Below are 25451 nucleotides of genomic sequence, written 5' to 3'. Positions count from 1 at the left end.
GTTCGAAATAACATGTGTTGGAACGGAAGATGCCGGTGTGGACCGTCTTGACGGCACCCCCGGAGTCCGCCCACTCTCCCGACACCGGCCCCGGCCAAAGACGTCACTCGGTAAAGGCACCAGCATGATCTCACCGGCCAGACAGCCGACGCGGCGGATCGCCGCCCTCTTGACCAGAACCTTCGCCCTGGTACTGGCTGCCACCGGGTGCGGTGGCGGAACCGGTGCCGGGTCCGCCACGGACAAGGTCACCTCGATCACCGCCCTCGACTATTACACCGACGAGCCTGAACACACCCAATGGGGCGAGATGCTCACCGCCTGCGGCAAGTCCGCCGGCGTAACGGTCGAGCAGACGAGCGTTCCGGGGGCGTCACTCATCCCCAAGGTCCTTCAGCAGGCCTCGTCGCGGACCCTTCCCGACCTGTTGATGCTGGACAACCCCGACATGCAGCAGATCGCGCAGACGGGCGCGCTGACCCCGCTGGACCAGTACGGCATCGACTCCAGCGGATTCGCCAAGGGCATCCTCTCGGCGGGCACCTACAAGGGAAAGGTGTACGGACTGGCGCCCGACGTCAGCACGGTCGCTCTCATCTACAACAAGGACATGCTCTCCAAGGCCGGTGTCGCCGTGCCGAGGACCTGGGACGAGCTGAAGGCGGCGGCGACCAAGCTGACCCGCCCGGGGCGCTACGGCATGGCGGTCGACGCAAACCCCACTTTTGAGGGCAGCTGGCAGTTCCTGCCCTTCCTGTGGTCCAACGGCGGGGACGAGAAGCAGTTGGACACCCCGCAGGCCGCGCAGGCACTCCAGTTGTGGGTCGACCTCGTGAAGAGCGGGTCCATGTCGAAGTCGGTGCTGAACTGGACGCAGGCCGACGTCCACGATCAGTTCGTCGCCGGCAAGACAGCCATGATGGTCAACGGCCCCTGGCGAATCCCGGCCCTTGAGAAGGACAAGAACCTGCACTGGGGAGTGGCCCCCATCCCCGTCCCCCGGACGGGGCAGACCCCTGTCACACCACTCGGCGGCGAGGTGTGGACGGTCCCGCAAAACGCTTCCAAGGCCCGGCAGGAGAAGGCCGCCCAGGTCCTCGCCTGTCTGAACGACTCCTCGAACATGCTCGCCCTGGCCAAGCAGCACTTCACCGTGCCCTCCCGCTCCGCGGTGGCCGCCCAGTATGCCGAGCAGGTCCCTTCGATGGCGGCCTTCGTCAAGAGCGCTGAAGCGGCCCGGGCCCGTACCAGCGAACTCGGCGTCAAGTGGCCCAAGGCAGCGACCGGCATATACACCGCGATCCAGTCCGCGCTGACGGGCGAGCAGACACCGGAGGAAGCCCTCAGGCATGCGCAGCAGATCGCGACCGGTGACTGATCTGTCCCCGAACCTCCGGATGGGCACCGCACAAGACGATGGCACCGTCGCCGCGAGGGACCGGGCCATGGCCCGGGCACGCATCTGGGAGCAGCTGACCCAGTGGATGTTCGTCCTGCCCGCCGCTGTATACCTGCTGCTGTTCTTCGGCTACCCGATCGTCAAGAACATCGTGATGAGCTTTCAGCAGTACACGACCACGACGTTCTACACCGGTGCCGCGCCGTTCGTAGGACTGCAGAACTACGCAGAGATCCTGTCGTCGGACCTGTTCTCCCAGGCCTTGTTGACCACGGCCCTGTTCACCGCCGGTTCGATACTGGGGCAGTTCGTGCTCGGCCTGGCCTTCGCCCTGTTCTTCCAGCGCCGCTTCCCGCTCGGCGGCGTTCTGCGATCGCTGCTGTTGCTGCCGTGGCTGTTGCCGCTGGTCGTCTCCGGTACGACGTGGAAGTGGATGCTCGACCCCGACACGGGCGTCGTCAACGACGCGCTGCGCCACCTCCACCTCTCCTCGTCCGGCATGCCCTGGCTCACCGGCACCTCACAGGCGCTCGTGTCGGTGATCCTCGTCAACATCTGGGTCGGAATCCCCTTCAACACCACGATCCTGTACGGCGCCCTGCAGGACATCCCCCCACATCTGTACGAGGCGGCAAGGCTGGACGGCGCCGGCCCGGTGACGTCGTTCCGCCATGTCACCTGGCCACTGCTGCGGCCCGTGGTGAGCGTCGTGCTGGTGCTGGGCGTGGTCTACACGGTCAAGGTGCTGGACATCATCCTCGTGGTGACGGGCGGAGGACCGGCCAACGCCACCGAGACCATCGCCACCCAGTCCTACGAACTGTCCTTCCAGCAGTTCGAGTTCGGACGCGGTGCCGCAATGAGCAACGTACTCATCCTCATCTCGCTCGCCTTCGCCCTCATCTACCTGCGCGCCAACCGTCGCGCCCGGAACGTCTGAGAGGCGATCCCGTGAAGCGCGCACCGGGCCGTGGCCGGCCGTCCACCATCGTCGGGATCGTCCTGCTCGCGCTGATGTTGTTTCCCGTCTACTGGATGGTGAACGCCTCCCTCCAGCCGGCGGGCAATACGCTGCAGGGAGGCTGGTTCCCCTTCCATCCGGACTTCAGTGGTTACGCCACCGCACTGCGCGATCAGGGACGCAACCTGATCACCAGCCTCGTCATAGCCCTCGGCAGCGTGACGCTCAGCCTCGGGCTCGCCGCCCCGGCGGCCTACGCTCTGGCCCAGTTCCCCCTCCGAGGAACCAACCTGGTGCTCTTCGGCATCCTGATCACACAGATGGTGCCGACCATCGTCGTGGCCAACGCGCTCTACAGCGCCTACAACGACCTGGGACTCCTGAACTCCTACCTCGGACTGATCCTCGCCGACTCCACCGCCGGGGTCCCCTTCGCGATCATCGTCATGCGCTCATTCATGCAGAGCATTCCCCGGGAGATCATCGAGGCCGCGCGAGTGGACGGCGCCGGGAGGCTTCGCGTCTTCCGGTCCGTGGTGCTCCCGGCGAGCAGGAACGCATTGATCACTGCCGCCCTCTTCACCTTCCTCTTCACCTGGAGCGACTTCCTCTTCGCCCTCACGCTGACCACCACGGAGACCGTACGGCCGATCACCCTGGGCATCTACCAATACATCGGCGCTCACACGAACCAGTGGAACGCCGTCATGGCCACCGCAGTCATGGCGTCCATCCCCGCCGCCGTACTGCTCGTCGTCGCTCAGCGCCATGTCGCCGCCGGCGCCACCAGCGGAGCCATCAAGGAGTGAGGGCCGGTTCCGTCTCCGTCCGGTACGCAGACGAACCGCGGATGGTCATCGCCGTGCCGCCTGTCTCGGTCCTGCACCCCTGATCTAGCGGATTCACGCGATGTGCTGCCCCAGGCCCGCTGGCACGGTGTTCCAGAAAGCACACCGGTTGAAGGGCGAAGATCATGGCTCCGGATTCATCGAGACCAGAACCCGGGCAGCTCTCGGGCACCCTCCATACCACGGATTCGGCACCAACCCGCCAAAGTCGGGCGTACTCACGTGAAGCCCTGCCGCGAAGAGGGGGGACGGATCCGATGACGCCTGCCGCACTTGTCGAAGACGACGTGAGCATCCCCGGCAGCCTCCATACCACCGACTCGCTGCCCGTCCACCGCAGACGGGCATACTGGCGCGAAGCCCTGAGCCAGACGTTCGGCGCCGTGGACATGACCGTTCCCGACGAGGTGTATTCCGGCACGATCCGTACGGCACCGCTCGGTGGGCTCGACGCCGTCACCGTGGACGGCGACTGCCTTTCCGCCCTACGAACGCGCCGACTTGTCGCGCAGAGCAACGAAGACGAGTACGTGGTCGTCAAACTGCTGGAGAAAGGAGTCGCCCGGCTCGAGCAGGACGGCCGCGAAGCGCACCTTGGGCCGGGGGACATCTTCATGTACGACATGGCGCGCCCCGTGCGGTTGAACCTTTCCCGGTCGTTTCGGACGAAGTCCCTCCGCGTGCCGAGAGGCGTTCTGGGCCTGAGCGAGTCCGAGGTGGCTCACATCACGGCATCCCCGCTCGGCCCGGACACGCCCCTCGGCGGTCTGCTCTCGCCCTTCCTGGCCGGACTCGTGGACGGCGCGGGAACCTACCCGCCACGCACCCGCGAGCTGATGGCCCGTAACGTCGTGGACCTGCTCGGCGTGCTGGCCGACGAGTTGCTCGGCCGGACGAGCATGGACACGCCCGGCGGGAACCGGGCACTGCTGTTGCGGATCCAGGAGTTCATCGATCGTCACCTCTCGGATCCCGGTCTGACCCCGCAGACCATCGCCCGAGCCCACCACATATCCCTGCGCTACCTGCACAAGCTGTTCGAGAGCGAAGACGCCACTGTCGGCAGGTGGATCCAGCGGCGTCGCCTGGAGGAGTGCGGGCGTGATCTGGCGCGCCGCGCAAACGGCTCCACGATCGCCGCGGTGGCGCACCGATGGGGCTTCACCAGTGCCGCCCATTTCAGCCGGGTGTTCCGGGCCGCCTATGGGGTGTCCCCCCGTGAATGGCGCGACTCCCAAGGCTTGACGCCGTACACCCCGTCGCCCACGGGGCTCATCGATGCCTGAAACTGGTGCGCGGGTGCATTCTCGTGCCACATTCCGCGCATTCCCCAACAACGGGCAACCTGCGCAGCATTATCCGGTGCGACCCGTGGGCGAGCGGTCCCTGTCTCAGGAGGGTTACCGGGTCCAGGCGGGTCGGCGGCCGAGAGGCGGTGGGCGGTCACGCAGGTGACGGCGAGAAGCAGCAGGGCCAGGCTCAGGCTGAGTACGAGATGGCCGTGCAGAACCAGCTGGGCTCCGACGAAGGCGCCGAGGAACATCGCCGGCACGGAAAGGATCCGGCGGCCGGGCCGCGGCGCCGCACCGCCGGCCGGGGTGGAGTCCGCGGCCAGCCCCGTCAGGGTCAGGGTCAGTACGGTCGTGGTGAGGTCGGGGACGCCGAGGCGCCGGGCGACCGCGTTCTGCAGGCCCATGCCGAGCCGGCCGAGAGCGTCGACCACCTTCGTGTCCGGGCCGACATGGGAGGCGACGCCGTTGTCGTCGCCGACAACCGTGATGACACCGTCGCGGATGGCGATCGCCTCGGCCTGTGGGCGGACCGGGTCTCCGGTGTGGATCTTCGCGTTGCGGACCACCAGCTCCGCGGCGTTGTCGGTGACGCGGGGAACCAGCCCACCGACCGGCATCATGGACACCTTGCGACAACCTCCTGCGGGATGAACGGCGTCGATTGCATCTGCCTCGACTTCCACGTGCGTCGACAGCGACGGGCGGAAATGAATCGAGGCACGCGCAATTACTGCGCCCAAGCTGAACCGATCCGCATTCCGGGTGGGCTTTCCGTGCGATGCACTGGCCCGGACCCCGGCGACCCGCGACTGCTTCGCCGACAGGCTATTTCGCGCCGGAGCGTCGGTGTATCCCGGCAGTGCACTGGATGCGTTCCGGCAGTGCACTGCCTCTCCGTGCACTGTGGGGTCAACTCCGGTGCGCTCGTGGACAATTTTCGCCGCCTCCGCGACTTAGCGTGGCGATCGACGACTCCGCAGATCTCTGTGCCTGCCTCGGAGCCGCCTCACCTCGCCGGAGAGACCGGCGCACCACATGAACCCGGGAGATTCACATGTCCGACGCCGTCGTACCGGTCCAGCCGGTCCTGGAGCCGGCCGCCGCCGCGTTCGCCGAGGCCACCGCCAACCCGCCGTACCTCTTCGACCTGCAGCCCGCCGAGGGCCGCAAAGCGGTCGACGAGGTGCAGTCCGGCGAGATCGACAAGCCGCAGATCGACGAGGAGTGGATCACCGTCTCGGGCGGTCCGACGGGCAGTGTCCGGGCGCGCATCGTCAAGCCCGCCGGTGCCACGGGAACGCTGCCGGTGATCCTCTACATCCACGGCGCCGGCTGGGTGTTCGGCAACGCCCACACGCACGACCGCCTGGTGCGCGAGCTCGCCGTCGGCTCGGACGCTGCCGTGGTGTTCCCCGAATACGACCTCTCCCCCGAGGTCCGCTACCCGGTCGCCATCGAGCAGAACTACGCGGTCGCCCGCTGGGTCGTCGAGCAGGGCGCGTCCAAGGACCTGGACGCCTCCCGGCTGGCCGTCGCCGGCGACTCGGTCGGCGGCAACATGTCCGCCGCGCTGACGCTGATGGCCAAGGAGCGCGGCGACGTCCCCCTGGTCCAGCAGGTGCTGTTCTACCCGGTCACCGACGCGAACTTCGACACCGGGTCCTACCACCAGTTCGCCACCGGCTACTTCCTGCGCCGCGACGGCATGCAGTGGTTCTGGGACCAGTACACCACCGACGAGGCCGATCGCGCCCAGATCACCGCGTCTCCGCTGCGCGCCACCACCGAGCAGCTCACCGGCCTGCCGCCGGCCCTGGTCATCACCGGCGAGGCCGACGTCCTGCGCGACGAGGGCGAGGCGTACGCCAACAAGCTGCGCGAGGCCGGCGTCCCAGTCACCGCCGTGCGCTTCCAGGGCATCATTCACGACTTCGTGATGCTCAACGCCCTGCGCGAGACCCACGCCGCCGAGGCCGCCATCAGGCTGGCCACCGACACCCTGCGCACCGCGCTCCACGCCGGCTGACACCGCGCGCCGCCCTCACCTGCGACAGCCGGCCGACAACAAGCAGCAGCCTGAAGCAGGCGACGCACCCTGCCGTCGAGGGAGCGGAGACCGCGGTCGAGGTCACCATCAAGGCCCGAGGCGTTCCCGGCCGTGTTCGCCGCCGACATCCGGCCGGGACCGTGTCCCGACCCGCTGAGGTCGCCGATCTGATCCGCGAGGCGGAACGCGCGACGACCTGACGTGGCGACGGGCGGCATGACGGCCGCGCGGACGGAATCCCTTTACGGTGCCTGTCCGCGCGGCCCTTTCGTCTTGGCGCAGGGCGGGATCCCGTCCCGGGCCTTGTCACCGGCTCGGCACGGTGACCAGCGCGACCACGCCCGCCAGAAGCACACCGGTGAGAAGCGCGGGTGCCGGGGACCGGGCGGCCACCAGGATGCCGCCCGCCGCGACGGGCATCGGAATCCGCTCGGCCAGGCGCCGTTGGTGTGGCCGCAGGTGCACCATCCAGACCGTGATCAGAAAAACCGCCGCTGGAACAGTGACCGCGGCGCCGGCAGCAGTCGGCGAGGCCCAGGTGTGACGCGTGATGTGATCGGCGTACGCAGCCAGGCCGGCACCCTCGGCGGTCGCCGAGGCGAAGATCAGGTAGTGGCCGTAGGCCCAGGGAAATCTCCTGCGGTGGGCCTGGTGCGTCGTGGCGAGCAGCGTGTGTGCGGGACGGGCGAAGTACAGCCACCACATGGCGTAGGCCATGAGCATGCCTCCGGCCGCCAGCGCGTACAGCGAACCGGTGCCCTGATGCCGTTCGAAGGCGCTGCGGACGGCGACGGTGGCGGCCGCGACGGACTCACCGAGGACGATGAGGGTGAACAGTTCGTAGCGCTCGGCAATGTGGTGCGGATGCCAGGGCGTCATCCCGGCGGACTGCGCCCACACGGGAACGGACAGCTCGGCCACGATCATTGCCACGATGCCCGGCAGCCGCACCGGCACCGGGACAAGGAACAAGCCCACCCAGCCGAGCTGACATACCGTCACCCCGGCGGCGAAGCGCAGCGTGGTCTTCCGCCGGGCGGGGTCGGACAGCGCTGCACGCAGCCACAGCGCGGCCAACGCCGTCCGCAGCACAACGTACCCGAGCGTGATGACGTGCAGATCCCCGTCCTCGAACGCGCGGCGCACGCCGGCGGCGAGGACGAGCGAGCCCGTGATCTGCACCAGCACCGTCAGCCGGTACGGGACGTCGTCGGGGTCGTAGGCGGAGGCGAACCAGGTGAAGTTCATCCACGCCCACCAGATGGTGAAGAAGATCAGCGCGAAGCGCAGCGCACCGCCGGTGTAGTCCCCTGCCTCCAGCGCCCCGCGCAGGCTCGTGGACGCCTGCGCCACCGCGACGACGAAGCACAGGTCGAAGAAGAGCTCCAGCGAGGTGGCGGACCGGTGTGGCTCGCCGGGGTTGCGGCCCACCATGGTGCGCCACCGCCTGGCACCCGGGTCCGCCTGCATGATCGGGGCGCGGTTCAGCGGAGGGCTCCAAGGGCCGCCTCGATCGTCCGGTGGAAGGTGGGATAGGTGTAGATCATGTGCTGAAGCCGGTCGACGGGTACCTCGGCATGGACGGCCACGTTCAGCCCGTACAGCACCTCGCCGCCCACCGGCCCCGCCGAGGTCGCGCCGATCAGCACACCCCGGTCGGCGTCCTCGACGAGCTTGATGAACCCCTCGTTGCCCGGCCCGTGGATCCAGCCGCGCGTGGAGGAAGCGATGGTCACCACGCTGGTGCGCACCGCCAGCCCCTGCTCGCGTGCCTGACGTTCCGTCAGCCCAACCGCCCCGACCTCCGGATCGGTGAAGGTGACCCTGGGCAGTGCCCGGTAGTCGGCGTCGGGACCGGGCCGGCCGAGGATGTCCCGGACGGCGATCTCCGCCTGGTACATCGACACATGGGTGAAGGCTCCGCGGCCGGTGATGTCGCCGACCGCCCACAGACCCTCCGCGGCCCGCATCTGCCCGTCCGTGGGCACGGTTCCCGCTGTCTGGTCGAGCCCCACCGTGTCGACCGCCAGCGGAGTCAGGTCCGCCTGACGTCCGGTGGCGACCAATAGCCGCTCAGCACTCAGCAGTTGCTCATCGCCTTCGAGGCGGAGGGTGAACGCGGTGCCGTCATGGCTGACCTGCCGCGCCCGGGCACCCGTGAGAACGGTGACACCGTCCGCGCGCAGCGCCTGCGCGGCCAACTCCCCTGCTTCCGGCTCCTCCTGTGACAGCAGCCGGTCCTGCCCCTCGATCACTGTGACCGTGCACTTGAAGCGGGCAAAGACCTGGGCGAGTTCGACGCCGATGGCACCCCCGCCGAGCACGACCATGGACGCGGGCAGTTCCTTGGCCGCCATGGCGTCCCGGTTGGTCCAGTACGGCGTTCCTTCCAGACCCGGCACCGGTGGGATCCGGGGCCGGGTACCGGTGGCCAGCACGACACCGCGCCGGGCCTCGAACATGCGGTCACCGACCGTCACACGGCGCGGCCCGGCGAGCCGACCCATTCCCCGGACGAGCCGACCGCCCTTCGCCGCGAAGCGGTCCGCAGCCACCTGGTCGTTCCAGTCGTCGGTGGCCTCGTCGCGGATCCGTCCGGCGACCCTGGTCCAGTCCGGAGTCACGACCGCCTCACCGGCGAGGGCGGGGATCCGGCCCGCCTCGGCGAGCAGGTTCCCGGCCCGGATCATCATCTTGCTGGGTACGCATGCCCAGTACGGACACTCACCTCCGACGAGTTCCGCCTCGATCCCCACCACGTCCAGTCCCGCTTCGGCCAGCGTGCCCGCCACATGCTCACCGCCCGGCCCCAGCCCGACGACCACCACATCCGCCTGCTCGTTCACGCTCATGCCTCTCCTCGTTCCGCCGGCTCTCCGGGCGTGGACTCTCCCGCTGACGCTAGAGCGGCCGGACAACGGCCCGAGTCCGCCAGCGCACGAAGGCTTGCCCGAGAGCGAACGCCGGGCATGAGCACCGTGCACAGTGCGCTGGCGGGCACCACCGCATGCGCTGCCGGTCAAGACGCCTTCCGACCGGGCACCTAGCGTCATCGGGGTACGCACAGCACGGCATCGCAGGAGGCGGACTATGACCACCAACTCCCCATCCCCACACAGCAGTCAGCCCTGGCTGCACCAGAAGGGCGAGGTGATCCAGGAGTTCGGCACCGTCAAGCAGTTCCCGGTCGCCCTGTCCTACGAGGCCCGGATGTACTCCTGCCAGCGACTGAACAAGGTCCTGGCGGACACGCAGATCCTTTACGGCCTCTACAAGAAGCACCACTGGCTGATGCGCGGCGCGACCTTCTACCAACTGCACCTGGTCCTGGACAAGCACGCGGGGGAACAGCTCGACATCATCGACACCATCGCCGAACGCATCCAGTCCCTGGGCGGCGTCGCGGTGGGAGATCCCCGGCACGTCGCTGAGATCACGTCGATCCCGCGGCCCCCGGACGGGGTGGAGGAGGTACCGGCGATGCTGTCACGGCTGCTGGAGGCCCACGAGACCATCCTCATCGACGCCCACGACGCCACCGCCCGGACCGCCGAGGGCGGTGACGACGGCACCATCGACCTGCTGGTGTCCCAGGTGATCCGGACCGGCGAACGGCAGGCGTGGTTCCTGGCCGAGCATCTGGTCGACACCCCGCTGGTCCGCGCCTGAAGAATGGCCTCGGACCGCCGCCCCACCGTACGTGAGCAGGTACCTGGAGCGGCATGAGGCGGCATCCGCACGATGCTCCGCCGTCCCCATACGATGCAGCGAAGATCGAAGACCGTCGCCTTCATACAAGACGGAACGCTGCTCGACCGGGAGCGGATGATGGATCTGCGGCAGATGGAGGCCATCGTCGCGGTGGCCGACATGGGCGGCTTCACAGCGGCAGCAAGACGGCTTCACGTGGTCCAGTCCGCCGTGTCCAGCACGGTCCGCCCTCTCGAACGGGAACTGGGCACCTCCTTGTTCGACCGCACCACGCACCGCGTCGCCCTCACCCCGGCCGGAGAGGCGTTCGTCCCGCCGCACGCGCGGCACTCCGGGCCGCCGAACTGGCGCGTGAGGCCGTCGACGCCGTACAGGGGCAGCTACACGGGCGGGTGACGGCCGGCACGATGCAAGGGGTGAGGGCAGGGCCCCCACCATGCCTTGGCCGCGCTGCGCGCGGAGCATCCGGGCGTGGTCGTGCCGCCGCGACAGGCGGCGGTCGCCGACATCCGGCAGGCACTGCGCGAGGGCACGGTGGCCCTGGCCGTGGTGGCGCTCGACCGCCGGCAGCAGCGCGGGCCGGCGACCCGGCTGCTGTCCCGCGAGGACATGGTGCTATTGGCGTCGCCCGGGCGGCTGCCGGCCGGGACGACGCGGCACGGCGAAGTCCGGCGAGGCGCCGAAGCAGGCGGAGAGCGCGGGCGTCGATGCCAGTGCTCGGAGGTCCGGACAAATCCTGAGCGGGCCCCGGCGACTTTCCCCGAAGACGGGATCGCGCCGTAGAAGGCAGGCACAGCCACCAGCGAGGATGCCCCGCCATGACCACCGACCAGAACCTCGTTTCCCTCCGCTCGACGCACTGAGCGTCCGTGGGGTTCGGTGCGGCAGCGGCAATCAACGTTCTGGGCAAGATGATCGGGTTGGGCGGCGCAGAGTTCCGCCTGCCTCCGCTGATCAGCCTCTTCGGGTCCGCCGCGCTCTCGGCGGTCATCCTTAACACCAACCTCCGCCTCCGGCGACCGGCCGGCAGCGGCAAAGCGGCCGCAGCTGCCGTCAGGCGACCAGCTCGTAGATGCCCCCCGCTGTCAGCCACAGGCCGACGAGCAGGGAGAGCGTGACCATCAGCTGGTCCTGGTGCTGCTCAAGCCAGGTCCGCAGGGCGTTCAACTTGGCACCCGCGGCTGCCGGTGCCCAGACCGTGTACATCTCCATGACGATGAGGCCGAGCGTGGCCAGCAGGCAGTAGCCGGTCAGTGCGAGCCAGTCGGCGAGAGAGGAGAGGTCCGCGGCGACGACCGTCGCGGCGCCGGCACCGACCAGCCCCCAAGGCTGCAGCAGCCAGGCCAGCCCGGCGGCCGTGGCCAGGGACGCGCCATCCACCCGGGCGGTCCAGCGCGGCGGGCCGTGCGGGCGGGGCGGCCGGCGGCGCCGGTACGCGCCGAACAGCACCAGCCCCAAGCCGATGGCGAGTTTCGCACACGCCGCCGCGGTCGACGGCGTGCTGTGGCGGGCCGGGGGCTCCCCGCCGGTCAGCAGCAGCACACACGCGATCACCGCAACCAGGTTGGCGAGCCACGACAACAGGAACGCCATGCCCTTGCGGACACCACGCCGCGAGGAGAGCAGCAGGATGAAAGCACTGTTGTGCAGAGGTCCCAGGGTGATGGCAGTAGCGATCACTACCAGGTCGAGGACCATCAGCGACCGTCACTCCCGGAGGTCAAGGCCGCCTGCCGCCTCTGGACGGGCGAACTGGCGAACAGGGTGGGCGGCGCTGTCACGGCACCGCATCCCGACTCTGCGAGCGGCGGCCCGACCGGTCAAGGAAGCCACGCGCACGTCCCCGAACGCCGCACGCCGGGTTTGGGGGGAGTTTCGCCGACCGAGCAGCGTCGCGGGGCCCGTCCACGAGGGGACACCGCGATATCCGCCACGACACCCCTCTGGCGGCCCAGCGTGTGGGAATCGGGCGGTGCCCGGGGCCGGGAGCGCCACGGTACAGGGGCGGGGCTGCTCATCAGCGGCGGGCGTATCCGGTGCAGGGGGTGTGGCGGGTGTGGGCGGCGAGAGAGGGCGGGGTACGCCATTCGGCCGGTGGGGTGGCCGTCGGGATCAGGTCAGGCAGCGACCGCCGAGACAGATCCACCGTCTTCTCCTCGGCCAACTCCCGACCCGCTTCCTGCGCGGTGAGAGCCTTCAACCGCTCGGGGCAGCCCAGCAAGGGCCTGGGCTCCGTAGCACTCGCCCTGGGCGGCGGCCGTCGTCCTCCAGGGTGAACGTCACAACGGGCGTACGCGCCGGCGCCCGCCGGGGTACGGCGGGCGCCGGGTCGCTGCCTACGCGACGGCCTCTTCCGCGGCCGCGACATCGATCACGTCGGCGGTGTGCGTCGCTTCCCCCGTGCCCGGCTTGTTGAACTGCGTCCGGTACAGCTCCGCGTACCGCCCGTCGGCCGCCAGCAGTTCCTCGTGGGTGCCCCGCTCCACGATCTGGCCCGCCTCGACGACGAGGATCACATCGGCGGCCCGCACGGTGGACAGCCGGTGGGCGATCACCACGGCGGTCCGCCCGTCCAGCGCCTCGGTGAGCGCCTCCTGGACGGCCGCCTCGGAGGTGTTGTCGAGGTGGGCGGTGGCCTCGTCGAGGATGACGACGCGCTGGCGGGCGAGGAGCAGCCGGGCGATGGTCATGCGCTGGCGCTCGCCGCCGGAGAGCCGGTAGCCGCGCTCGCCGACCACGGTGCCAAGGCCGTCGGGCAGTGAGCGTACGAGGTCTTCGAGACGGGCCCGGCGCAGTACGTCCCACAGTTCCTCCTCGGTCGCGGAGGGGCGGGCCAGCAGCAGGTTCGCCCGGACCGAGTCGTGGAAGAGGTGCCCGTCCTGGGTGACCATGCCGAGGGTCTCGCGCATCGACTCGGCGCTCAGGTCGCGGACGTCGACGCCGCCGATGCGGACGGTGCCCTCGTCGGTGTCGTACAGCCGCGGCAGCAGCTGCGCGATGGTCGACTTGCCGGCGCCGGAGGAGCCGACGAGCGCGACGGTCTGGCCGGGTTCGGCGCGGAAGGAGACGCCGTGCAGGACCTCGGCGCCGCCGCGGGTGTCCAGGGCGGCGACCTCCTCCAGCGAAGCGAGGGAGACCTTGTCGGCGGAGGGGTAGGCGAAGCGGACGCCGTCGAACTCCACGGACGCCGGTCCTTCGGGCACCTTGCGGGCGTCCGGCTTCTCCTCGATGAGCGGTTTCAGGTCGAGCACCTCGAAGACGCGCTCGAAGCTGACCAGGGCGCTCATGACCTCGACGCGGGCCCCGGCCAGCGAGGTGAGCGGCGCGTACAGGCGGGTCAGCAGCAGCGCCAGCGAGACGACGGCGCCCGGCTCCAGGGTGCCGCGCAGCGCGTACCAGCCGCCGAGCCCGTACACGAGGGCGAGGGCCAGGGCCGACACCAGCGTCAGGGCGGTGATGAACGCGGACTGCGCCATCGCCGTACGCACCCCGATGTCCCGCACCCGCCGGGCCCGCGCCGCGAACTCGACGGACTCCTGCTCGGGCCGCCCGAAGAGCTTCACCAAGGTGGCGCCGGGTGCCGAGAAGCGCTCGGTCATCCGGGTGCCCATCGAGGCGTTGAGGTCGGCGGCCTCCCGCTGGAGCTTGGCCATCCGGCTGCCCATCCGGCGCGCGGGAATCACGAACACCGGCAGCAGGACCAGCGCGAGCAGGGTGATCTGCCAGGACAGCGTGAGCATGACGGCGAGGGTGAGCAGCAGCGTCACGAGGTTGCTGACGACTCCGGACAGGGTGTTGCTGAAGGCGCGTTGGGCACCGATGACGTCGTTGTTGAGTCGACTGACCAGCGCGCCCGTACGAGTACGTGTGAAGAACGCGACCGGCATGCGCTGCACATGATCGAACACAGCCGTCCGAAGATCGAGGATGAGTCCCTCGCCGAGCGTCGACGAAAGCCAGCGGCCAAGGATCCCGAGCGCCGCCTCGGCGAGCGCGATGACAGCGATGAGCACGGCAAGGCGGATGACGGTGCTTTCGTCGCCGCCGGACACGATGGCGTCCACGACGCGCCCCGCGAGCACCGGCGTCGCGACGGCGAGCAGCGCGGTCAGCACGCTGAGCACCACGAACTGCCCGATGCGGCGGCGGTGCGGGCGGGCGAAGGCGGCGATGCGGCGCAGCGTCGCGCGGGCGAAGGGCCGGCGTTCCTGCTGCGCGTTCATGACACTGTGCAGCTGTGTCCAGGCTGTGGTCTCCATGCTCATAAGAGAGACCGTATGACCTCAAGCGTTGTTGAGGTCAATGACTACAGAAAGAAGTCGACGCGCTACGCGAGGAATCTCACGAAGCCCGGCCCTCCCGCACCTTGCCCGGCGTGTCAGCCGCCGTCTTCGCTCCCGCAACCCCACGTTGGTGCGGTGTGGAAAACCTCTCCCGATGTGACCGCGGTACGACTCCCCCAGGGACTCCCCAGACGCTTCTCCCTCCGGCCAGCCGTCCGGCCCGCGCTGTGCCTGCTCCCGCTCGCCCTGGTCCTGGTGGTCGGGGTGCGCCACCGGTCCGTGCTCATGGAGGGCTTCGGCCATCTGGAGTCGGCCGAGTGGCCCTGGCTCGCGGCCGCGGCCCTCGCGACCTGCCTGACCTGGGTCGCGGCGGCCTTCACCCGCCAGGGCGCGGTGATGGAGCGGCTGCCCGCGCGCCGGCTGCTCGCCACGCAGTTCGCGGCGGGTGCGGCCAACCATCTGCTGCCGACGGGCCTGGGCGCCAGCGCGGTCAATCTGCGGTTCATGACGGTGTGCGGCGTACCGCTCGCCCGTTCATCGGCCGCGCTCGCGCTGTACATGCTCGCGGAGTCGATCGCCCGGCTCGGCCTGCTGCTGGGCCTGCTCATCGCGTTCCCCGGGGCACTGCGGATCGGAAGCCTCCTTCCGGACGGGGCGATCGGCCCACTGCTGCTCGGCGCCGGCCTGGTGCTGTGCGCGGCGGCGGGGACGCTGCTTCTCGTACGCCGGCTGCGTACGGCCGTCTTCTCCTTCCTGCGCACCGCGCTCGGCGAGGCGCGCTCCGTGCACTCCCGCCCGTCCCGCGCGCTCGCCCTGTGGGGCGGCTCGCTCGCCTTCCCACTGCTCCAGGCGGCCGGACTGGCCGCGGTGGGGCAGGCGTTGGGGCTGCCGGTGCCGCCCGCGCACATGGCGATCGCCTATCTGGCGGCGACGGCCGCGGTCGCGCTGGTGCCCACGCCGGGCGGGATCGGTTCGGTGGAGGCCGCGCTGGTCGTCGCGCTGGTCGCGGCGGGCGGTCCGGTGGCCGTGGCGACGGCGGTGGTGCTGGCGTACCGGATCATCACGGTGTGGCTGCCGTTGCTGCCGGGGGCGCTGACGCTGGGTGCGCTGGTCCGCTGGAAGGTGATCTGAGCCGACGCCGGGGTGGCGGTACTACCCCGGAGTAACCTCGGCGTACGCCAGCCAGCGGAAGGGGACAGCACGATGCCGGTCCGGATCGAACGTCAGGGATACGTCACCACGGTCGTCCTCTCGCGCCCCGAGGCCCGTAACGCGGTGGACGGGCCGACCGCCGCCGAACTCGCCAACGCCTTCCGGGAGTTCGATGCGGATGAGTCGGCCAGGGTCGCGGTGCTCTGGGGCGAGGGCGGCACGTTCTGCGCGGGCGCGGACCTCAAGGCGATCGGCAGCGAGCGCGGCAACCAGGTCGCCGAGGACGGCGACGGGCCGATGGGCCCCACCCGGCTGCGCCTGACCAAGCCGGTGATCGCGGCGGTCGCGGGGCACGCCGTGGCCGGGGGCCTGGAGCTGGCGCTCTGGTGCGACCTGCGGGTCGCCGAGGAGGACGCCGTCTTCGGCGTCTTCTGCCGCCGCTGGGGCGTCCCGCTGATCGACGGCGGCACGGTACGGCTCCCCCGTCTCATCGGCACCAGCCGCGCGATGGACATGATCCTCACCGGCCGCCCGGTCCCCGCCTCCGAGGCGTACGGGATGGGCCTCGCCAACCGGCTCGTGCCGACCGGCCGCGCCCGCGCCGAGGCCGAGCGACTCGCCGCCGAGATCGCCGGTTTCCCGCAGTCCTGCCTCCGCAGTGACCGCGCCTCCGCCCTCGACCAGGAGGGCCTGGCCGAGAAGGCGGCCATGGGCACGGAACTCCGGTACGGCATGGGCGTGCTGGCCGAGAGCGTGGAGGGCGCCGCCCGCTTCGCGTCGGGAGCCGGGCGGCACGGTTCGTTCAGCGGGCTGTGACGCGGACGGGCCCGCCGGCCGGATCGACGGCGCCGGCCCAGTGTCCGCCGAGACTCACCCGCCGGTTCGGTACGGCGGTGCCGGGAAGGCGCTGCCGGTGCAGGACCCGGCCGTCCTGAGTGACGGTCAGGACCGGCATGGCGAGGAACTCCGTGGTGCGCAGCACGAAGCGGTCGTACGTCATCGGGGGCGCGAGCCGGTTCGGGGCGACCCAGCGCAGGGGCGGGGCCACCAGGAGCGGAACCGTCGGCGGCCACGGCGCCCCGGCCAGGTGATCGCGTACGTGGAGCGCGGCCCGTACGCCCTCGCGGCCCACGGCAGCCGCGCTCTCCACGGCGTGCAGGACGTTGCCGACGGCGAACACGCCCTCGCGCGAGGTGCGGAACGCGCCGTCGACCGCGGGGCCGCGCGTTCCCGTGTCGAGGTCGAGGCCGCCACGCCGGGCGAGTTCGTGGTCCGGTACGAAGTCGCCGGTGAACACGACGGTGTCGCAGGCGAGGGTCGTGGCCCGGCCGTCGCGGTGGCGCAGGGCAACCCCGCTCAGGCGTCCGCGCCCTCGCAGACCGGTCACGGTGGTGTCGGTAAGGAGAGGGATCCCTTGCCCCAGACGGGAGTTGAGGGCCGTGAGCCGGTCGCCCTGATGACGCGCCAGGTCGGTCACCATCGCCACGACGTCGGCTCCGGCACTCAGCAACGTGTCCACGGCGGCGTAACTCACGGCCTCCGCGCCGACGACGACCGCCCTGCTGCCGATGTACTGGCCGTACGGATGGACGGCCTGCTGGAGCTCTCCCGTGGTGAACACCCCGGCGGGCCTGGTCCCCGCCACCAGCCGTGCGCTGCGCGGACGTTCACGGGCGCCCGTGGCGAGGACGACGGCGGTGGCGGTGATCGTCTCCGGGCCGGCCGGGCCGACGGTGTCCAACCCCAGCGGTCCGGACCAGCCGAGGGCGGTGACCCCGGTGCGGACGGTGGCCCCGGCCCGCACCGCGGCCTCGACGTGCAGCCGCGCGACGCCGGGCCCGTCGAACCGCCGGCGACGGCAGTGGCGCGGCACCCCGCCGGCTTCCTGTTCGCGCTCAAGGACCTCGACGCGATGCACTCCCCCGGCCGCCAGCCAGGCGGCGAGGGCGAGACCTGCGGGCCCGGCGCCGACGACCAGGACGTCCACGTGCCTCATGGCCGCGCCTCCCGCTCGGCGGCGCCCTCGAAGAGGGCCCGCACCGCCGCGCCGCAGGAGAACCCCTGGCACCGGCCGCCCCGCGCCCGGGTGCGGCGCCGCAGTCCGTCCAGGCTGTGCGGCGGGATCGTACTGGCGAGGGCGTCGCGGATCTCGCCGCGCGAGACGCGCTCGCAGTGGCAGACGAGGGTGCCGTACTCGGGGTCGGCGGCGATGAGTTCGGGGCGCTGGTAGGGGCGCGGGAAGGCCTCACCGAGGGTGGGCATGCGGACGGGTTCCAGCTCGTCGGGGTCGCCGAGGCCGAGGCCGCACTCGGCGAGGAGCCCGGTGACGTACGAGGCGATGGCCATGGACGCGGTCAGGCCGGTGGAGCGGATGCCGCCGACGGTGACGTACGCCTGGTCGGGGTGGGCGCGGATCTGGTAGTCGTCGTACTCGGTGGCGGCGCGGAGTCCGGCGTAGACGGCGGTGACCTCCTCGTCGAGCAGGTGGGGCAGGATCCGGCGCCCCTTGTCGCGCAGCAGGGCGAGGCCCTCCTCGGTCGACCCGGTGGCCGTCTTGTCGTCCAGGTCCTCGGCGGTGGGTCCGAGCAGCACGTTTCCGTACACGGTGGGGGCGACCAGGACCCCCTTGCCGAGCGCCCTCGGGACGGGCAGCAGGATGTGCCGGACCAGGTCGCGGGCGAACTTGTCGAAGACGAGGAGCTGGCCGCGGCGCGGGGTGACGGTGAAGTCGTGGTGGCCCAGGTGCCGGTCGAGTTCGTCGGCGTACAGGCCCGCGGCATTGACGAGGTGGCGGGTGCGGAGTGTCCCGCGGCTGGTGCGCGCCACCTCGCGATCAGCTGTGTCCACACGGCAGTTGAGGTGCAGGTCGACTCCGTTGCGTACCGCCTGGGTCGCGTACGCGAGGGTCGTGGTCCACGGGCAGATGATGCTCTCGCCCGGGATGTGGAGCGCGCCGAGCGCACCGGGTCCGAGGTGTGGTTCACGGGCGTACACCTCGCCGGGGCCGAGGATGCGGGCGTGCCGGTAGTCGTTCTTCTCCGCCTTGGCCGCCAACTCCGGTAGTGCGGCCAGTTGTTCGCGGTCCCAGGCGACGAGCAGGGCGCCCACGGGCTCGACCGGGATGCCGGACTCGGCGGCGTACGTGGCGAGTCGGCGGGAGCCCTCGCGCACGAGCCGGGCTTCGAGCGAGCCGGGCACTGCGTCGAAACCGGTGTGCAGGATGGCCGTGTTGGCCTTCGACGTGCCCTGCCCGACATCGTCCTGGGCGTCGACCAGGGCGACGCGCAGCCGCCGGTGGCGGGCGAGTTCACGGGCGAGGGCGCAGCCGACGACACCCGCGCCGACGATCACGACGTCATACGTCACATCCGGCAGCGCGCCGCTGACCGTGACGGTCATGCGGGTGCCCGGCCGAGCAGGGCGGCGACGGCCGAGCGGAAGCGGGTGAGGCGCTCGGCGGCCTCGTCCGGGCCGATGCGCGGTTCGTACACGGCGGAGGGCTTCCGGTCGGACAGCGCGTCGTCGACCGTCAGCGCGGGGTCGAGGCCGAGCCGGGCCACGACCCCGACTCCGAGGGCGGTGGCGTCGGGCAACGCCGATACCTCGACGGGGAGTTGGAGCAGGTCGGCCTGGGTCTGCATGAGCAGCGCCGAGCGGGTCAGACCGCCGTCGACGCGCAGGGCGGTCAGTGGTGCGCCCAGGTCGCCGGCCGCGGCGTCGGCGAGTTCGACGACCTGGGCGGCGATGCCCTCGCACAGGGCGCGCACCAGATGTCCGGGCGTGGTGCCGAGGCCGAGTCCGGTGAGCGAGCCGCGCAGATCGCCCCGCCACCAGGGTGCGGCGAGCCCGGCGAGGGCCGGCACGAAGGTGACACCGCCGCTGTCGGGTACGGCGCCGCCGACCGGATCGAGATCCGCCGCGCCGGAGATGACACCGAGGTCGGTGAGCCAGCGGACGGCGGACGCGGCCGTGTAGACCTGGCCGTCGAGGCAGTAGCTGGTCCGCCCCGCGAGCCGCCAGGCCACACAGCTCACCAGGCCCGAGCCCCCGCGCCGGGGTGTCGCTCCGGTCTGCGCGAGGAGGAACGCCCCTGTTCCGTAAGTGCACTTGGCGGTTCCGGGCTCGGTGACGCGCTGGGCGAGAAGCGCGGCCTGCTGGTCGACGAGCAGGCCGGTGAGGGGAAGTTCCGTTCCGAAGACGGAGGTTGTGCCGGTGTGGGTGTCCGCGTCGACCACCTCCGGCAGTCGCTCGCCGGACAGCCCGAAGACGTCCAGGGCCGCCGGTGACCACTCCACCCGGTCCAGATCGAGGAGTTGGGTACGGCCCGCGGTGGCGGCGTCGGTGACGTAGGCGCCGGTGAGGCGGTGCACGAGCCAGGCGTCGGAGGTCGTGACGACTCCGGCCCGGGTGCGGTGACGGCGTATCCAGGCCATCTTCGGGGCCGCGAAGTAGGGGTCGAGGGGCAGCCCGGTCAGGCGCTTCAACTCCTCCGCGTGCGGGGCGAGTTCGGCACAGACACTCTCCGCCCGCCGGTCCTGCCACACCAGCGCTTCGGTCAGCGGTTCGCCCGTCGACGGGTTCCAGGCGAGGACGGTCTCGCCCTGGTTGGCGAGCCCGACGGCCGCGACGGGCTCCGCCGCCTCGGCGAGCGCTCGGCGCCCGGCGGCGACGACGGACTCGTACAACTCGGCCGGATCGACCTCGACGAGTCCGCCGGGCAGATGGCGGGGGCGCACGGAAGCGGTCCCGGAACCGATCACACCGCGCTCGGGACAGATCACCAGCGCCTTGGTCCCGGACGTCCCCTGGTCGATCGCGAGCACCGAACCGGTCATGGCCCTCCTCTGTGATCACCGCGTGCCAGCCTGCTTCAGGGCGTACCCGACCGTCAATGGGCACATCCCGCGTCGGTGGCGGCCGTCAAGGGCGGGTCCGCGCAGGCCTGGTGACGGGTGGGCAGGCGCATGCGGCAGGATGAGCGGTCGCCCCGGACGACGAACACCCGTCCGGGCGTGATCGTGCGTTCCCGGATTCGAGCAGGTGGCAAGTGACGACACAGCACATCCGGCCCTCGGGCCTTCTCCCCGGCCGCAATGGAGGTCACCGGTGAAGCGCTCCCTCACCCTGGACGATCTGATGGTCGCCGGAATCGCCGTCGCCGCGGGCCTCCTGGCGGCTTTCCTGTTGCGCATGCTGCTGCGCTGGCTGGGCAAGCACGCGCTGCGCACCCGCTGGAGCGGCGACGACGTGATCGTGGACGCGCTGCGCACCCTGGTGCCCTGGGCGGCGATCGCCGGAGGGATCGCGTCGGCGGCCGCGGTGCTTCCGCTGACCGCGCAGGTCGGGCGCAACGTCAACCGGTCGCTGACCGTTCTGCTCATCCTGGTGTCGACCATCACGGCGGCACGGGTGATCACCGGCCTGGTCCGGACCGTCGCCCAGTCACGGTCGGGCGTCGCCGGTTCGGCCACCATCTTCGTCAACATCACCCGCGTCCTGGTGCTGGCGATGGGCTTCCTCGTCATGCTGCAGACGCTGGGCATCTCGATAGCCCCGCTGCTGACGGCGTTGGGCGTGGGCGGTCTCGCCGTGGCCCTCGCGCTCCAGGACACCCTCGCCAACCTCTTCGCGGGCGTCCACATCCTCGCGTCGAAGACGATCCAGCCCGGCGACTACATCCGCCTCAGCAGCGGCGAGGAGGGCTACGTCGTCGACATCAACTGGCGCAACACCACGGTCCGTCAGCTCTCCAACAACCTGGTCATCATCCCCAACGCCCAGCTCTCGGGCACCAACATGACCAACTTCACCCGGCCCGAGCAGCAGATGACGCTCACGGTCCAGGTCGGCGTCGGCTACGACAGCGACCTGGAGCACGTCGAGCGGGTGACCAACGAGGTCGTCGCCGAGGTGATGACCGAGATCACCGGCGCCGTCCCGGACCACGAACCCGCCGTCCGGTTCCACACCTTCGGCGACTCCCGCATCGGCTTCACCGTGATCCTCGGCGTGGGCGAGTTCAGCGACCAGTACCGGATCAAGCACGAGTTCATCAAGCGTGTGCACAAGCGCTACCGGGAGGAGGGCATCCGGATTCCGGCGCCCGCCCGGACGGTGGCGCTGCAGCCGGGGAGCGCTGCCATCCCGCATCAGCGAGAGGGCAGTACACCGGTCTCGTAAGTCTGGTATTTCTGGACAATGGGCGTGGACGAGAGCCGGGTGGCGGAGATCACCGTCGGCGCACGACTGACGGGATCCGGCTACCTGGTCGCCAGCGGCCTGGTTCTGACGGCGCAACACGCCGTCGGGTTCAACAGCACCAACAGCGACCGTCTCGCGGTGCGCTTCACGGACGAGGACGACTGGATCGCGTGCGCCGTGCGGTGGCGCAGTTCCGAGCGTCTGGACGCGGCGCTGCTGGAGATCACCGACGAGCGGTGGCTTCGCGGCCGGCGGCATGTCTCGACCCGGTGGGGGAATCTCGCCGGCAGGAGCAGAGTGGATTGCACGGTGACGGGCTTTCCACAGTTCGCCCAGCGGCGGACCGGCATCAGGGACATCGAGCGACTGCCGGGCGTCATCGAGCCGACGGAGGGATCCGCCACGTCGGGCTGGGTCATCCGGGGTGTTTCGAGCAATGTTCCCCCGGGTCTTCCTCTGGACACGAGCACGGAAGCTCCTCTGGACGGGCTCACGGGAGCTCCCGTCTTCGTCGACGACCTCATGATCGGCATGCTCAGCTCGCTCGGCACCGACGGCCGGTTGCGGGCGACGCGTACGACTCAGCTGGCGCGCGACAACGAGTTCGCCCAGCTGGTGTCGTCCCGGAGCGGTGTGCCGCTGGTACCCGAGTCCGTGGAGCTCGCGCGCATCGCCCGATCGCCACTCCCTCTGCGTACGTTCACCTCACCCGTGTCGCTCCTCGCCCCTGAGGCGTGGGCCCTGCCTTTCAGCGGACGAGAGGAGGAACTCCAAAGTCTGAGGGACTGGTCCGAGGGTTCCGGCGTCCAGGTGTGCTTGTGCATGGCTCCGCCCGGGTTCGGCAAGAGTCGGCTGGCTCTCCAATTCGCCGTGGAAATGGCCCGGCGTGAGTGGGCCGTCGGCGTACTGCGTCGGGATACGCCCTCCCATCAACTGGAGAGGATCGCCGAACTTCAGGCGCCCACGCTGCTGGTCGTCGACGACGGCGAAGCGCAGACGGACCAGCTGCTCCCTGTGCTCGAACAGGCTGCGCGCCGCACTTCCGACACGCCGTTCCGCCTGCTGGTCCTGGCGCGTACGGAAGGCCCGTGGTGGGACTCTCTCATCAAGAGAACCAAAGCCGCCGGGGCACGCGAGGCGCTGAGCACAGCACGCGCCATGCCGCTGCCGCCTCAGCACATCTCGGAGCCGGCCAGGGCCGAGGCGTTCGAAAATGCGGTACGCGGCTTCATACCGCTGCTCTCACAGATTCCAGATCTGTCGAACCGGGACTGGCAGGGAATCGCCGAGACGATCTCGCAACCGCCGCTGGGCAAACCCGCATTCGACGCGGTGGGCAGCCTTCAAGCAGCCGCGCTCCGCGCGTTGCTGGCGGCCGCACCGGATACCGACGAATTGCTGGGCTCCCTCGACGAGTTCGAAGCCCGCGTCCGCAATGCTCCGCAAGCCCTGCCCGAAAGCCAGTCCGCCCAAGACCCCGCCTCCTCCCCAGGCTCCCTCCACACCCGGGGCTTCGGAGACCGCCTCGCCGAGGCCGACCTCATCGGCAGAACCGCCATGGTCGCCGCCATCACCGACCTGCTCGCCCCGCCGGAGCCGGACGAGTCCGCCACCGGAGCCGATGCCCACGGCCCGACCGTCGTAGCGCTCGAAGGACCTTGGGGTTCGGGCAAGTCGACCACGATGCGCTTCATCGAGCAGGAGCTGATCCGCCGCCGGCCACAGCCGGACCCGAAGCCAGAACGCTGGTCGCGGCGCTGGTGGTGGTCCTGGTGGTGGCGTTTGCCGATGCCCCGGCATCTCTCCGTCAGATCGGCACTGCGCATCCTGGGGTCGGGCAAGAAGGAGACGACTCGTCGGGGCCGACATCGTGCCGAGGCCCTACGGGGCTTGCCTGTCATCGCCCACTTCAATCCCTGGGCCCATCAGTCCAACGAGCAGATCTGGGCGGGCCTGACGCGCTCGATCATCGAGGCCGCGCACCCCGTGCTGGGGGCGGACGACAGGGCGCGCGAAAGGTACTGGCTGTTCCGCAACCGGCTGCGTCTGGAGCGCCGCCACCTCAGGCGGAAGCTCTGGCGGAGTCTGGCCTCTCCGCTGCTGCGGCTGGCCGTGTTCGCCCTGCTGCCCCCGCTGATCGCGCAGTTGGTGAAGGCGGATCAGACCTACACCGTGTGGGGACACACGCTCACCGCACCGAAACTGGCCCTGGCCATCCCCGCCGGGCTCCTCGGAGCCGGGCTCCTCCACACCGCCGCCCGCCTCCTCTTCGGCCGCGCCAGGTCCTTCCTGCCGGGAGACGTCCTTGACGGCCCCGTACTCAGTGGCGCTCTGGCCCCGGGGATGGGCGGCACCGCCGACCCCGCTCTGCGCGACCCCTACTTCAACGCCCGCTCCGGATACCTCTACCTGGTCCAGCACGACATCAGCGAACTTCTCGCGAGCCTGCGCGGCCGCGGTCACGAGCTGATCGTGTTCATCGACGACCTCGACCGATGCACGCCGGGCACGACCGCCCAGGTCTTCGAGGCGATCAACCTGTTCCTGTCGGGAGCCCTGCAGGACGCCGCGCCCTGTCAGACCGCCGACCAGACAGCGAAGACAACATGGATAGCGAGGACGAGTCGGAGGACAGGGGACAAGATCGGGCAGAAGACAGGGCTGAAGAAAAGGACAGTGGAGCAGGCCCCGCAGGCCCAACAGTCCCAACAGGCCCTGCAGGCTCCGAAAGCGACGGACACGCGGGCACAATGCCGGTTCGTCATCGGGCTCGACCCAGCCGTGGTCGCCGGTCATCTCGACCAGGCGTTCAAGGACCTCCAGCCGGAGAAGTCCCGTCCGTCCAACGGGGACCCGTCCTGGGGCTGGACGTTTCTGCGCAAGCTCATCCAGCTCCCGGTGATTCTGCCGCCGATCACCGACACTGGGATAGACGAGGCGTTGTCGGGACTGCTGGGGTCCGTCCCGCAGCCCACGCCGCAGTCGGCGCCACCCGCGGGCGGTGGGGAGACCGAGCCGGCGGCGCAGCCCACGGCCGAGGCCCCGGAGACGGCATCGCTCGTGTTCGCGCCCGCACCCGACCCCGACCCCGAGCCGGACATCCGAGCCCGCGCCCTGGAAACCAACCCCGCCGTCCGTGCCCTCATTCAGCAACGGCTCTACGACCAGCCCGACCTGTCCATCCGGGAGACCAAGCGCCTGCTGACGATCTGGCAGTTCTATCTCCGGGTCGTCGGCCACAAGGAGCGGGGAGCGGACCAGCTCGACGTGGAGCAGGCCCTCCACCTGGTCGTGCTCGCCGAGATCGCCGCCCGGTGGCCTGCCCTCCAGTGCCACCTCCGGCGACCCGTGGACGGGCGCCCCGGACTGCACTGGCTGGCCCTCGCCAGGCAGGAGAACAAGGCGTGGGAGGCGGCCCGCGAACGCACGGCCCTCCAGGACGAGGGGTACAACCACGCCTGCGACGGGTTGCGCGCGCTGCTCCAGAAGCACGACGGGGAGCAGGTCGCGGCGATGGCGGAGCGGCTCTAGGCCCGCGGCCTCGCACCGCCGCCGAA

21 protein-coding genes are annotated in these 25451 nt (G+C 70.4%); 12 read left to right on the top strand and 9 right to left on the bottom strand.

Annotation, left to right across the window (positions count from 1 at the left end):
- The first annotated feature begins 169 nt into the window (after window positions 1–169).
- The 4 genes from AB5J50_RS45150 to AB5J50_RS45135 all read left to right on the top strand — a co-directional run bounded on the left by AB5J50_RS45150 (window position 170) and on the right by AB5J50_RS45135 (window position 4494).
- Window positions 170–1378 carry an extracellular solute-binding protein gene (locus tag AB5J50_RS45150; protein WP_369264366.1) on the top strand — a complete coding sequence of 403 codons (1209 nt, stop codon included), beginning with the start codon at window positions 170–172 and terminating at the stop codon, window positions 1376–1378.
- 67 nt (window positions 1379–1445) lie between these two features.
- Complete coding sequence (locus tag AB5J50_RS45145) at window positions 1446–2339, top strand: carbohydrate ABC transporter permease (RefSeq protein ID WP_369264365.1); 894 nt, start codon at window positions 1446–1448, stop codon at window positions 2337–2339.
- An 11-nt stretch (window positions 2340–2350) separates the two neighbouring features.
- Window positions 2351–3169, top strand: coding sequence for a carbohydrate ABC transporter permease (locus AB5J50_RS45140; protein WP_369264364.1), 819 nt, complete (start codon window positions 2351–2353; stop codon window positions 3167–3169).
- Between the two features lie 296 nt (window positions 3170–3465).
- On the top strand, window positions 3466–4494 hold the full coding sequence (locus tag AB5J50_RS45135; RefSeq protein ID WP_369264363.1) for a helix-turn-helix domain-containing protein: 1029 nt from the start codon (window positions 3466–3468) through the stop codon (window positions 4492–4494).
- On the opposite strand, the gene AB5J50_RS45130 is transcribed toward AB5J50_RS45135, so the two are convergent.
- Entirely contained in the window at window positions 4410–5126 is a 717-nt protein-coding gene (locus AB5J50_RS45130) for a DUF1275 family protein (RefSeq protein WP_369264362.1), read from the bottom strand. The genes AB5J50_RS45135 and AB5J50_RS45130 overlap by 85 nt on opposite strands.
- Window positions 5127–5554: 428 nt before the next feature.
- Here AB5J50_RS45130 and AB5J50_RS45125 point away from each other — a divergent pair, with 428 nt between their 5' ends.
- The gene (locus AB5J50_RS45125) at window positions 5555–6526 is read left to right on the top strand and encodes an alpha/beta hydrolase (RefSeq protein WP_369264361.1); all 972 of its coding nucleotides are present in this window, start codon (window positions 5555–5557) and stop codon (window positions 6524–6526) included.
- Between the two features lie 327 nt (window positions 6527–6853).
- Here the strand turns inward: AB5J50_RS45125 and AB5J50_RS45120 are convergent, their stop codons facing one another.
- Window positions 6854–7981 (bottom strand): low temperature requirement protein A, encoded by a 1128-nt coding sequence (locus tag AB5J50_RS45120; RefSeq protein ID WP_369264360.1) that lies wholly within the window; start codon window positions 7979–7981, stop codon window positions 6854–6856.
- Window positions 7982–8031: 50 nt separating this feature from the next.
- Window positions 8032–9399, bottom strand: a complete 1368-nt coding sequence (locus AB5J50_RS45115; RefSeq protein ID WP_369264359.1) for an NAD(P)/FAD-dependent oxidoreductase — start codon at window positions 9397–9399, stop codon at window positions 8032–8034.
- 238 nt (window positions 9400–9637) lie between these two features.
- On the opposite strand from AB5J50_RS45115, the gene AB5J50_RS45110 reads away from it, so the two are divergent.
- The 3 genes from AB5J50_RS45110 (at window position 9638) to AB5J50_RS45100 (ending at window position 11041) form a co-directional block, all read left to right on the top strand.
- Window positions 9638–10216 (top strand): Dps family protein, encoded by a 579-nt coding sequence (locus AB5J50_RS45110; RefSeq protein ID WP_369264358.1) that lies wholly within the window; start codon window positions 9638–9640, stop codon window positions 10214–10216.
- 93 nt (window positions 10217–10309) lie between these two features.
- Complete coding sequence (locus AB5J50_RS45105; RefSeq protein WP_369264357.1) at window positions 10310–10654, top strand: LysR family transcriptional regulator; 345 nt, start codon at window positions 10310–10312, stop codon at window positions 10652–10654.
- A gap of 45 nt (window positions 10655–10699) precedes the next feature.
- Window positions 10700–11041 (top strand): LysR substrate-binding domain-containing protein, encoded by a 342-nt coding sequence (locus tag AB5J50_RS45100; protein WP_369264356.1) that lies wholly within the window; start codon window positions 10700–10702, stop codon window positions 11039–11041.
- A gap of 270 nt (window positions 11042–11311) precedes the next feature.
- Here AB5J50_RS45100 and AB5J50_RS45095 read toward each other — a convergent pair whose 3' ends face one another.
- The 3 genes from AB5J50_RS45095 to AB5J50_RS45085 all read right to left on the bottom strand — a co-directional run bounded on the left by AB5J50_RS45095 (window position 11312) and on the right by AB5J50_RS45085 (window position 14517).
- Window positions 11312–11956 carry a GAP family protein gene (locus tag AB5J50_RS45095; protein WP_369264355.1) on the bottom strand — a complete coding sequence of 215 codons (645 nt, stop codon included), beginning with the start codon at window positions 11954–11956 and terminating at the stop codon, window positions 11312–11314.
- Between the two features lie 319 nt (window positions 11957–12275).
- Window positions 12276–12479 carry a hypothetical protein gene (locus AB5J50_RS45090; RefSeq protein ID WP_369264354.1) on the bottom strand — a complete coding sequence of 68 codons (204 nt, stop codon included), beginning with the start codon at window positions 12477–12479 and terminating at the stop codon, window positions 12276–12278.
- A 115-nt stretch (window positions 12480–12594) separates the two neighbouring features.
- Window positions 12595–14517, bottom strand: a complete 1923-nt coding sequence (locus tag AB5J50_RS45085) for an ABC transporter ATP-binding protein (RefSeq protein ID WP_369265687.1) — start codon at window positions 14515–14517, stop codon at window positions 12595–12597.
- A gap of 180 nt (window positions 14518–14697) precedes the next feature.
- Between AB5J50_RS45085 and AB5J50_RS45080 the strand changes: the two genes are divergently transcribed.
- Both AB5J50_RS45080 and AB5J50_RS45075 read left to right on the top strand, forming a co-directional pair.
- Window positions 14698–15672, top strand: coding sequence for a YbhN family protein (locus tag AB5J50_RS45080; RefSeq protein WP_369264353.1), 975 nt, complete (start codon window positions 14698–14700; stop codon window positions 15670–15672).
- Window positions 15673–15744: 72 nt separating this feature from the next.
- Window positions 15745–16509 carry a crotonase/enoyl-CoA hydratase family protein gene (locus AB5J50_RS45075; RefSeq protein WP_369264352.1) on the top strand — a complete coding sequence of 255 codons (765 nt, stop codon included), beginning with the start codon at window positions 15745–15747 and terminating at the stop codon, window positions 16507–16509.
- Here the strand turns inward: AB5J50_RS45075 and AB5J50_RS45070 are convergent.
- Genes AB5J50_RS45070 through AB5J50_RS45060 form a run of 3 tightly spaced genes read right to left on the bottom strand, consistent with a single transcriptional unit; the run spans window position 16496 to window position 20528 of the window.
- The gene (locus tag AB5J50_RS45070; protein ID WP_369264351.1) at window positions 16496–17689 is read right to left on the bottom strand and encodes an NAD(P)/FAD-dependent oxidoreductase; all 1194 of its coding nucleotides are present in this window, start codon (window positions 17687–17689) and stop codon (window positions 16496–16498) included. The two genes, AB5J50_RS45075 and AB5J50_RS45070, sit on opposite strands and share 14 nt — an antisense overlap.
- The gene (locus AB5J50_RS45065) at window positions 17686–19092 is read right to left on the bottom strand and encodes an FAD-dependent oxidoreductase (protein WP_369264350.1); all 1407 of its coding nucleotides are present in this window, start codon (window positions 19090–19092) and stop codon (window positions 17686–17688) included. The genes AB5J50_RS45070 and AB5J50_RS45065 overlap by 4 nt, the downstream gene beginning before the upstream one ends.
- Window positions 19089–20528, bottom strand: coding sequence for an FGGY family carbohydrate kinase (locus tag AB5J50_RS45060; RefSeq protein WP_369264349.1), 1440 nt, complete (start codon window positions 20526–20528; stop codon window positions 19089–19091). Before AB5J50_RS45060 ends, AB5J50_RS45065 begins: the two co-directional genes overlap by 4 nt.
- Window positions 20529–20799: 271 nt before the next feature.
- Between AB5J50_RS45060 and AB5J50_RS45055 the strand changes: the two genes are divergently transcribed.
- Both AB5J50_RS45055 and AB5J50_RS45050 read left to right on the top strand, forming a co-directional pair.
- Window positions 20800–21873, top strand: a complete 1074-nt coding sequence (locus tag AB5J50_RS45055; RefSeq protein WP_327433772.1) for a mechanosensitive ion channel family protein — start codon at window positions 20800–20802, stop codon at window positions 21871–21873.
- 24 nt (window positions 21874–21897) lie between these two features.
- Entirely contained in the window at window positions 21898–25425 is a 3528-nt protein-coding gene (locus AB5J50_RS45050; protein WP_369264348.1) for a P-loop NTPase fold protein, read from the top strand.
- Window positions 25426–25451: the final 26 nt, after the last annotated feature.

The sequence above is a fragment of the Streptomyces sp. R35 genome, from assembly GCF_041053035.1.
Taxonomy (GTDB): Bacteria; Actinomycetota; Actinomycetes; order Streptomycetales; family Streptomycetaceae; genus Streptomyces; species Streptomyces lutosisoli.
The sequence above is the reverse complement of the archived record's forward strand: the minus strand, read 5'-3'. Positions and strand labels throughout refer to the sequence as shown.

Coding starts and splice junctions, on each gene's coding strand:
- AB5J50_RS45145 (WP_369264365.1), top strand. CDS start 1,446: ATGGCCCGGGCACGCATCTGGGAGCAGCTGACCCAGTGGATGTTCGTC.
- AB5J50_RS45135 (WP_369264363.1), top strand. CDS start 3,466: ATGACGCCTGCCGCACTTGTCGAAGACGACGTGAGCATCCCCGGCAGC.
- AB5J50_RS45125 (WP_369264361.1), top strand. CDS start 5,555: ATGTCCGACGCCGTCGTACCGGTCCAGCCGGTCCTGGAGCCGGCCGCC.
- AB5J50_RS45120 (WP_369264360.1), bottom strand. CDS start 7,981: ATGGTGGGCCGCAACCCCGGCGAGCCACACCGGTCCGCCACCTCGCTG.
- AB5J50_RS45115 (WP_369264359.1), bottom strand. CDS start 9,399: ATGAGCGTGAACGAGCAGGCGGATGTGGTGGTCGTCGGGCTGGGGCCG.
- AB5J50_RS45110 (WP_369264358.1), top strand. CDS start 9,638: ATGACCACCAACTCCCCATCCCCACACAGCAGTCAGCCCTGGCTGCAC.
- AB5J50_RS45105 (WP_369264357.1), top strand. CDS start 10,310: ATGCAGCGAAGATCGAAGACCGTCGCCTTCATACAAGACGGAACGCTG.
- AB5J50_RS45095 (WP_369264355.1), bottom strand. CDS start 11,956: ATGGTCCTCGACCTGGTAGTGATCGCTACTGCCATCACCCTGGGACCT.
- AB5J50_RS45085 (WP_369265687.1), bottom strand. CDS start 14,517: ATGGAGACCACAGCCTGGACACAGCTGCACAGTGTCATGAACGCGCAG.
- AB5J50_RS45075 (WP_369264352.1), top strand. CDS start 15,745: ATGCCGGTCCGGATCGAACGTCAGGGATACGTCACCACGGTCGTCCTC.
- AB5J50_RS45070 (WP_369264351.1), bottom strand. CDS start 17,689: ATGAGGCACGTGGACGTCCTGGTCGTCGGCGCCGGGCCCGCAGGTCTC.
- AB5J50_RS45065 (WP_369264350.1), bottom strand. CDS start 19,092: ATGACCGTCACGGTCAGCGGCGCGCTGCCGGATGTGACGTATGACGTC.
- AB5J50_RS45060 (WP_369264349.1), bottom strand. CDS start 20,528: ATGACCGGTTCGGTGCTCGCGATCGACCAGGGGACGTCCGGGACCAAG.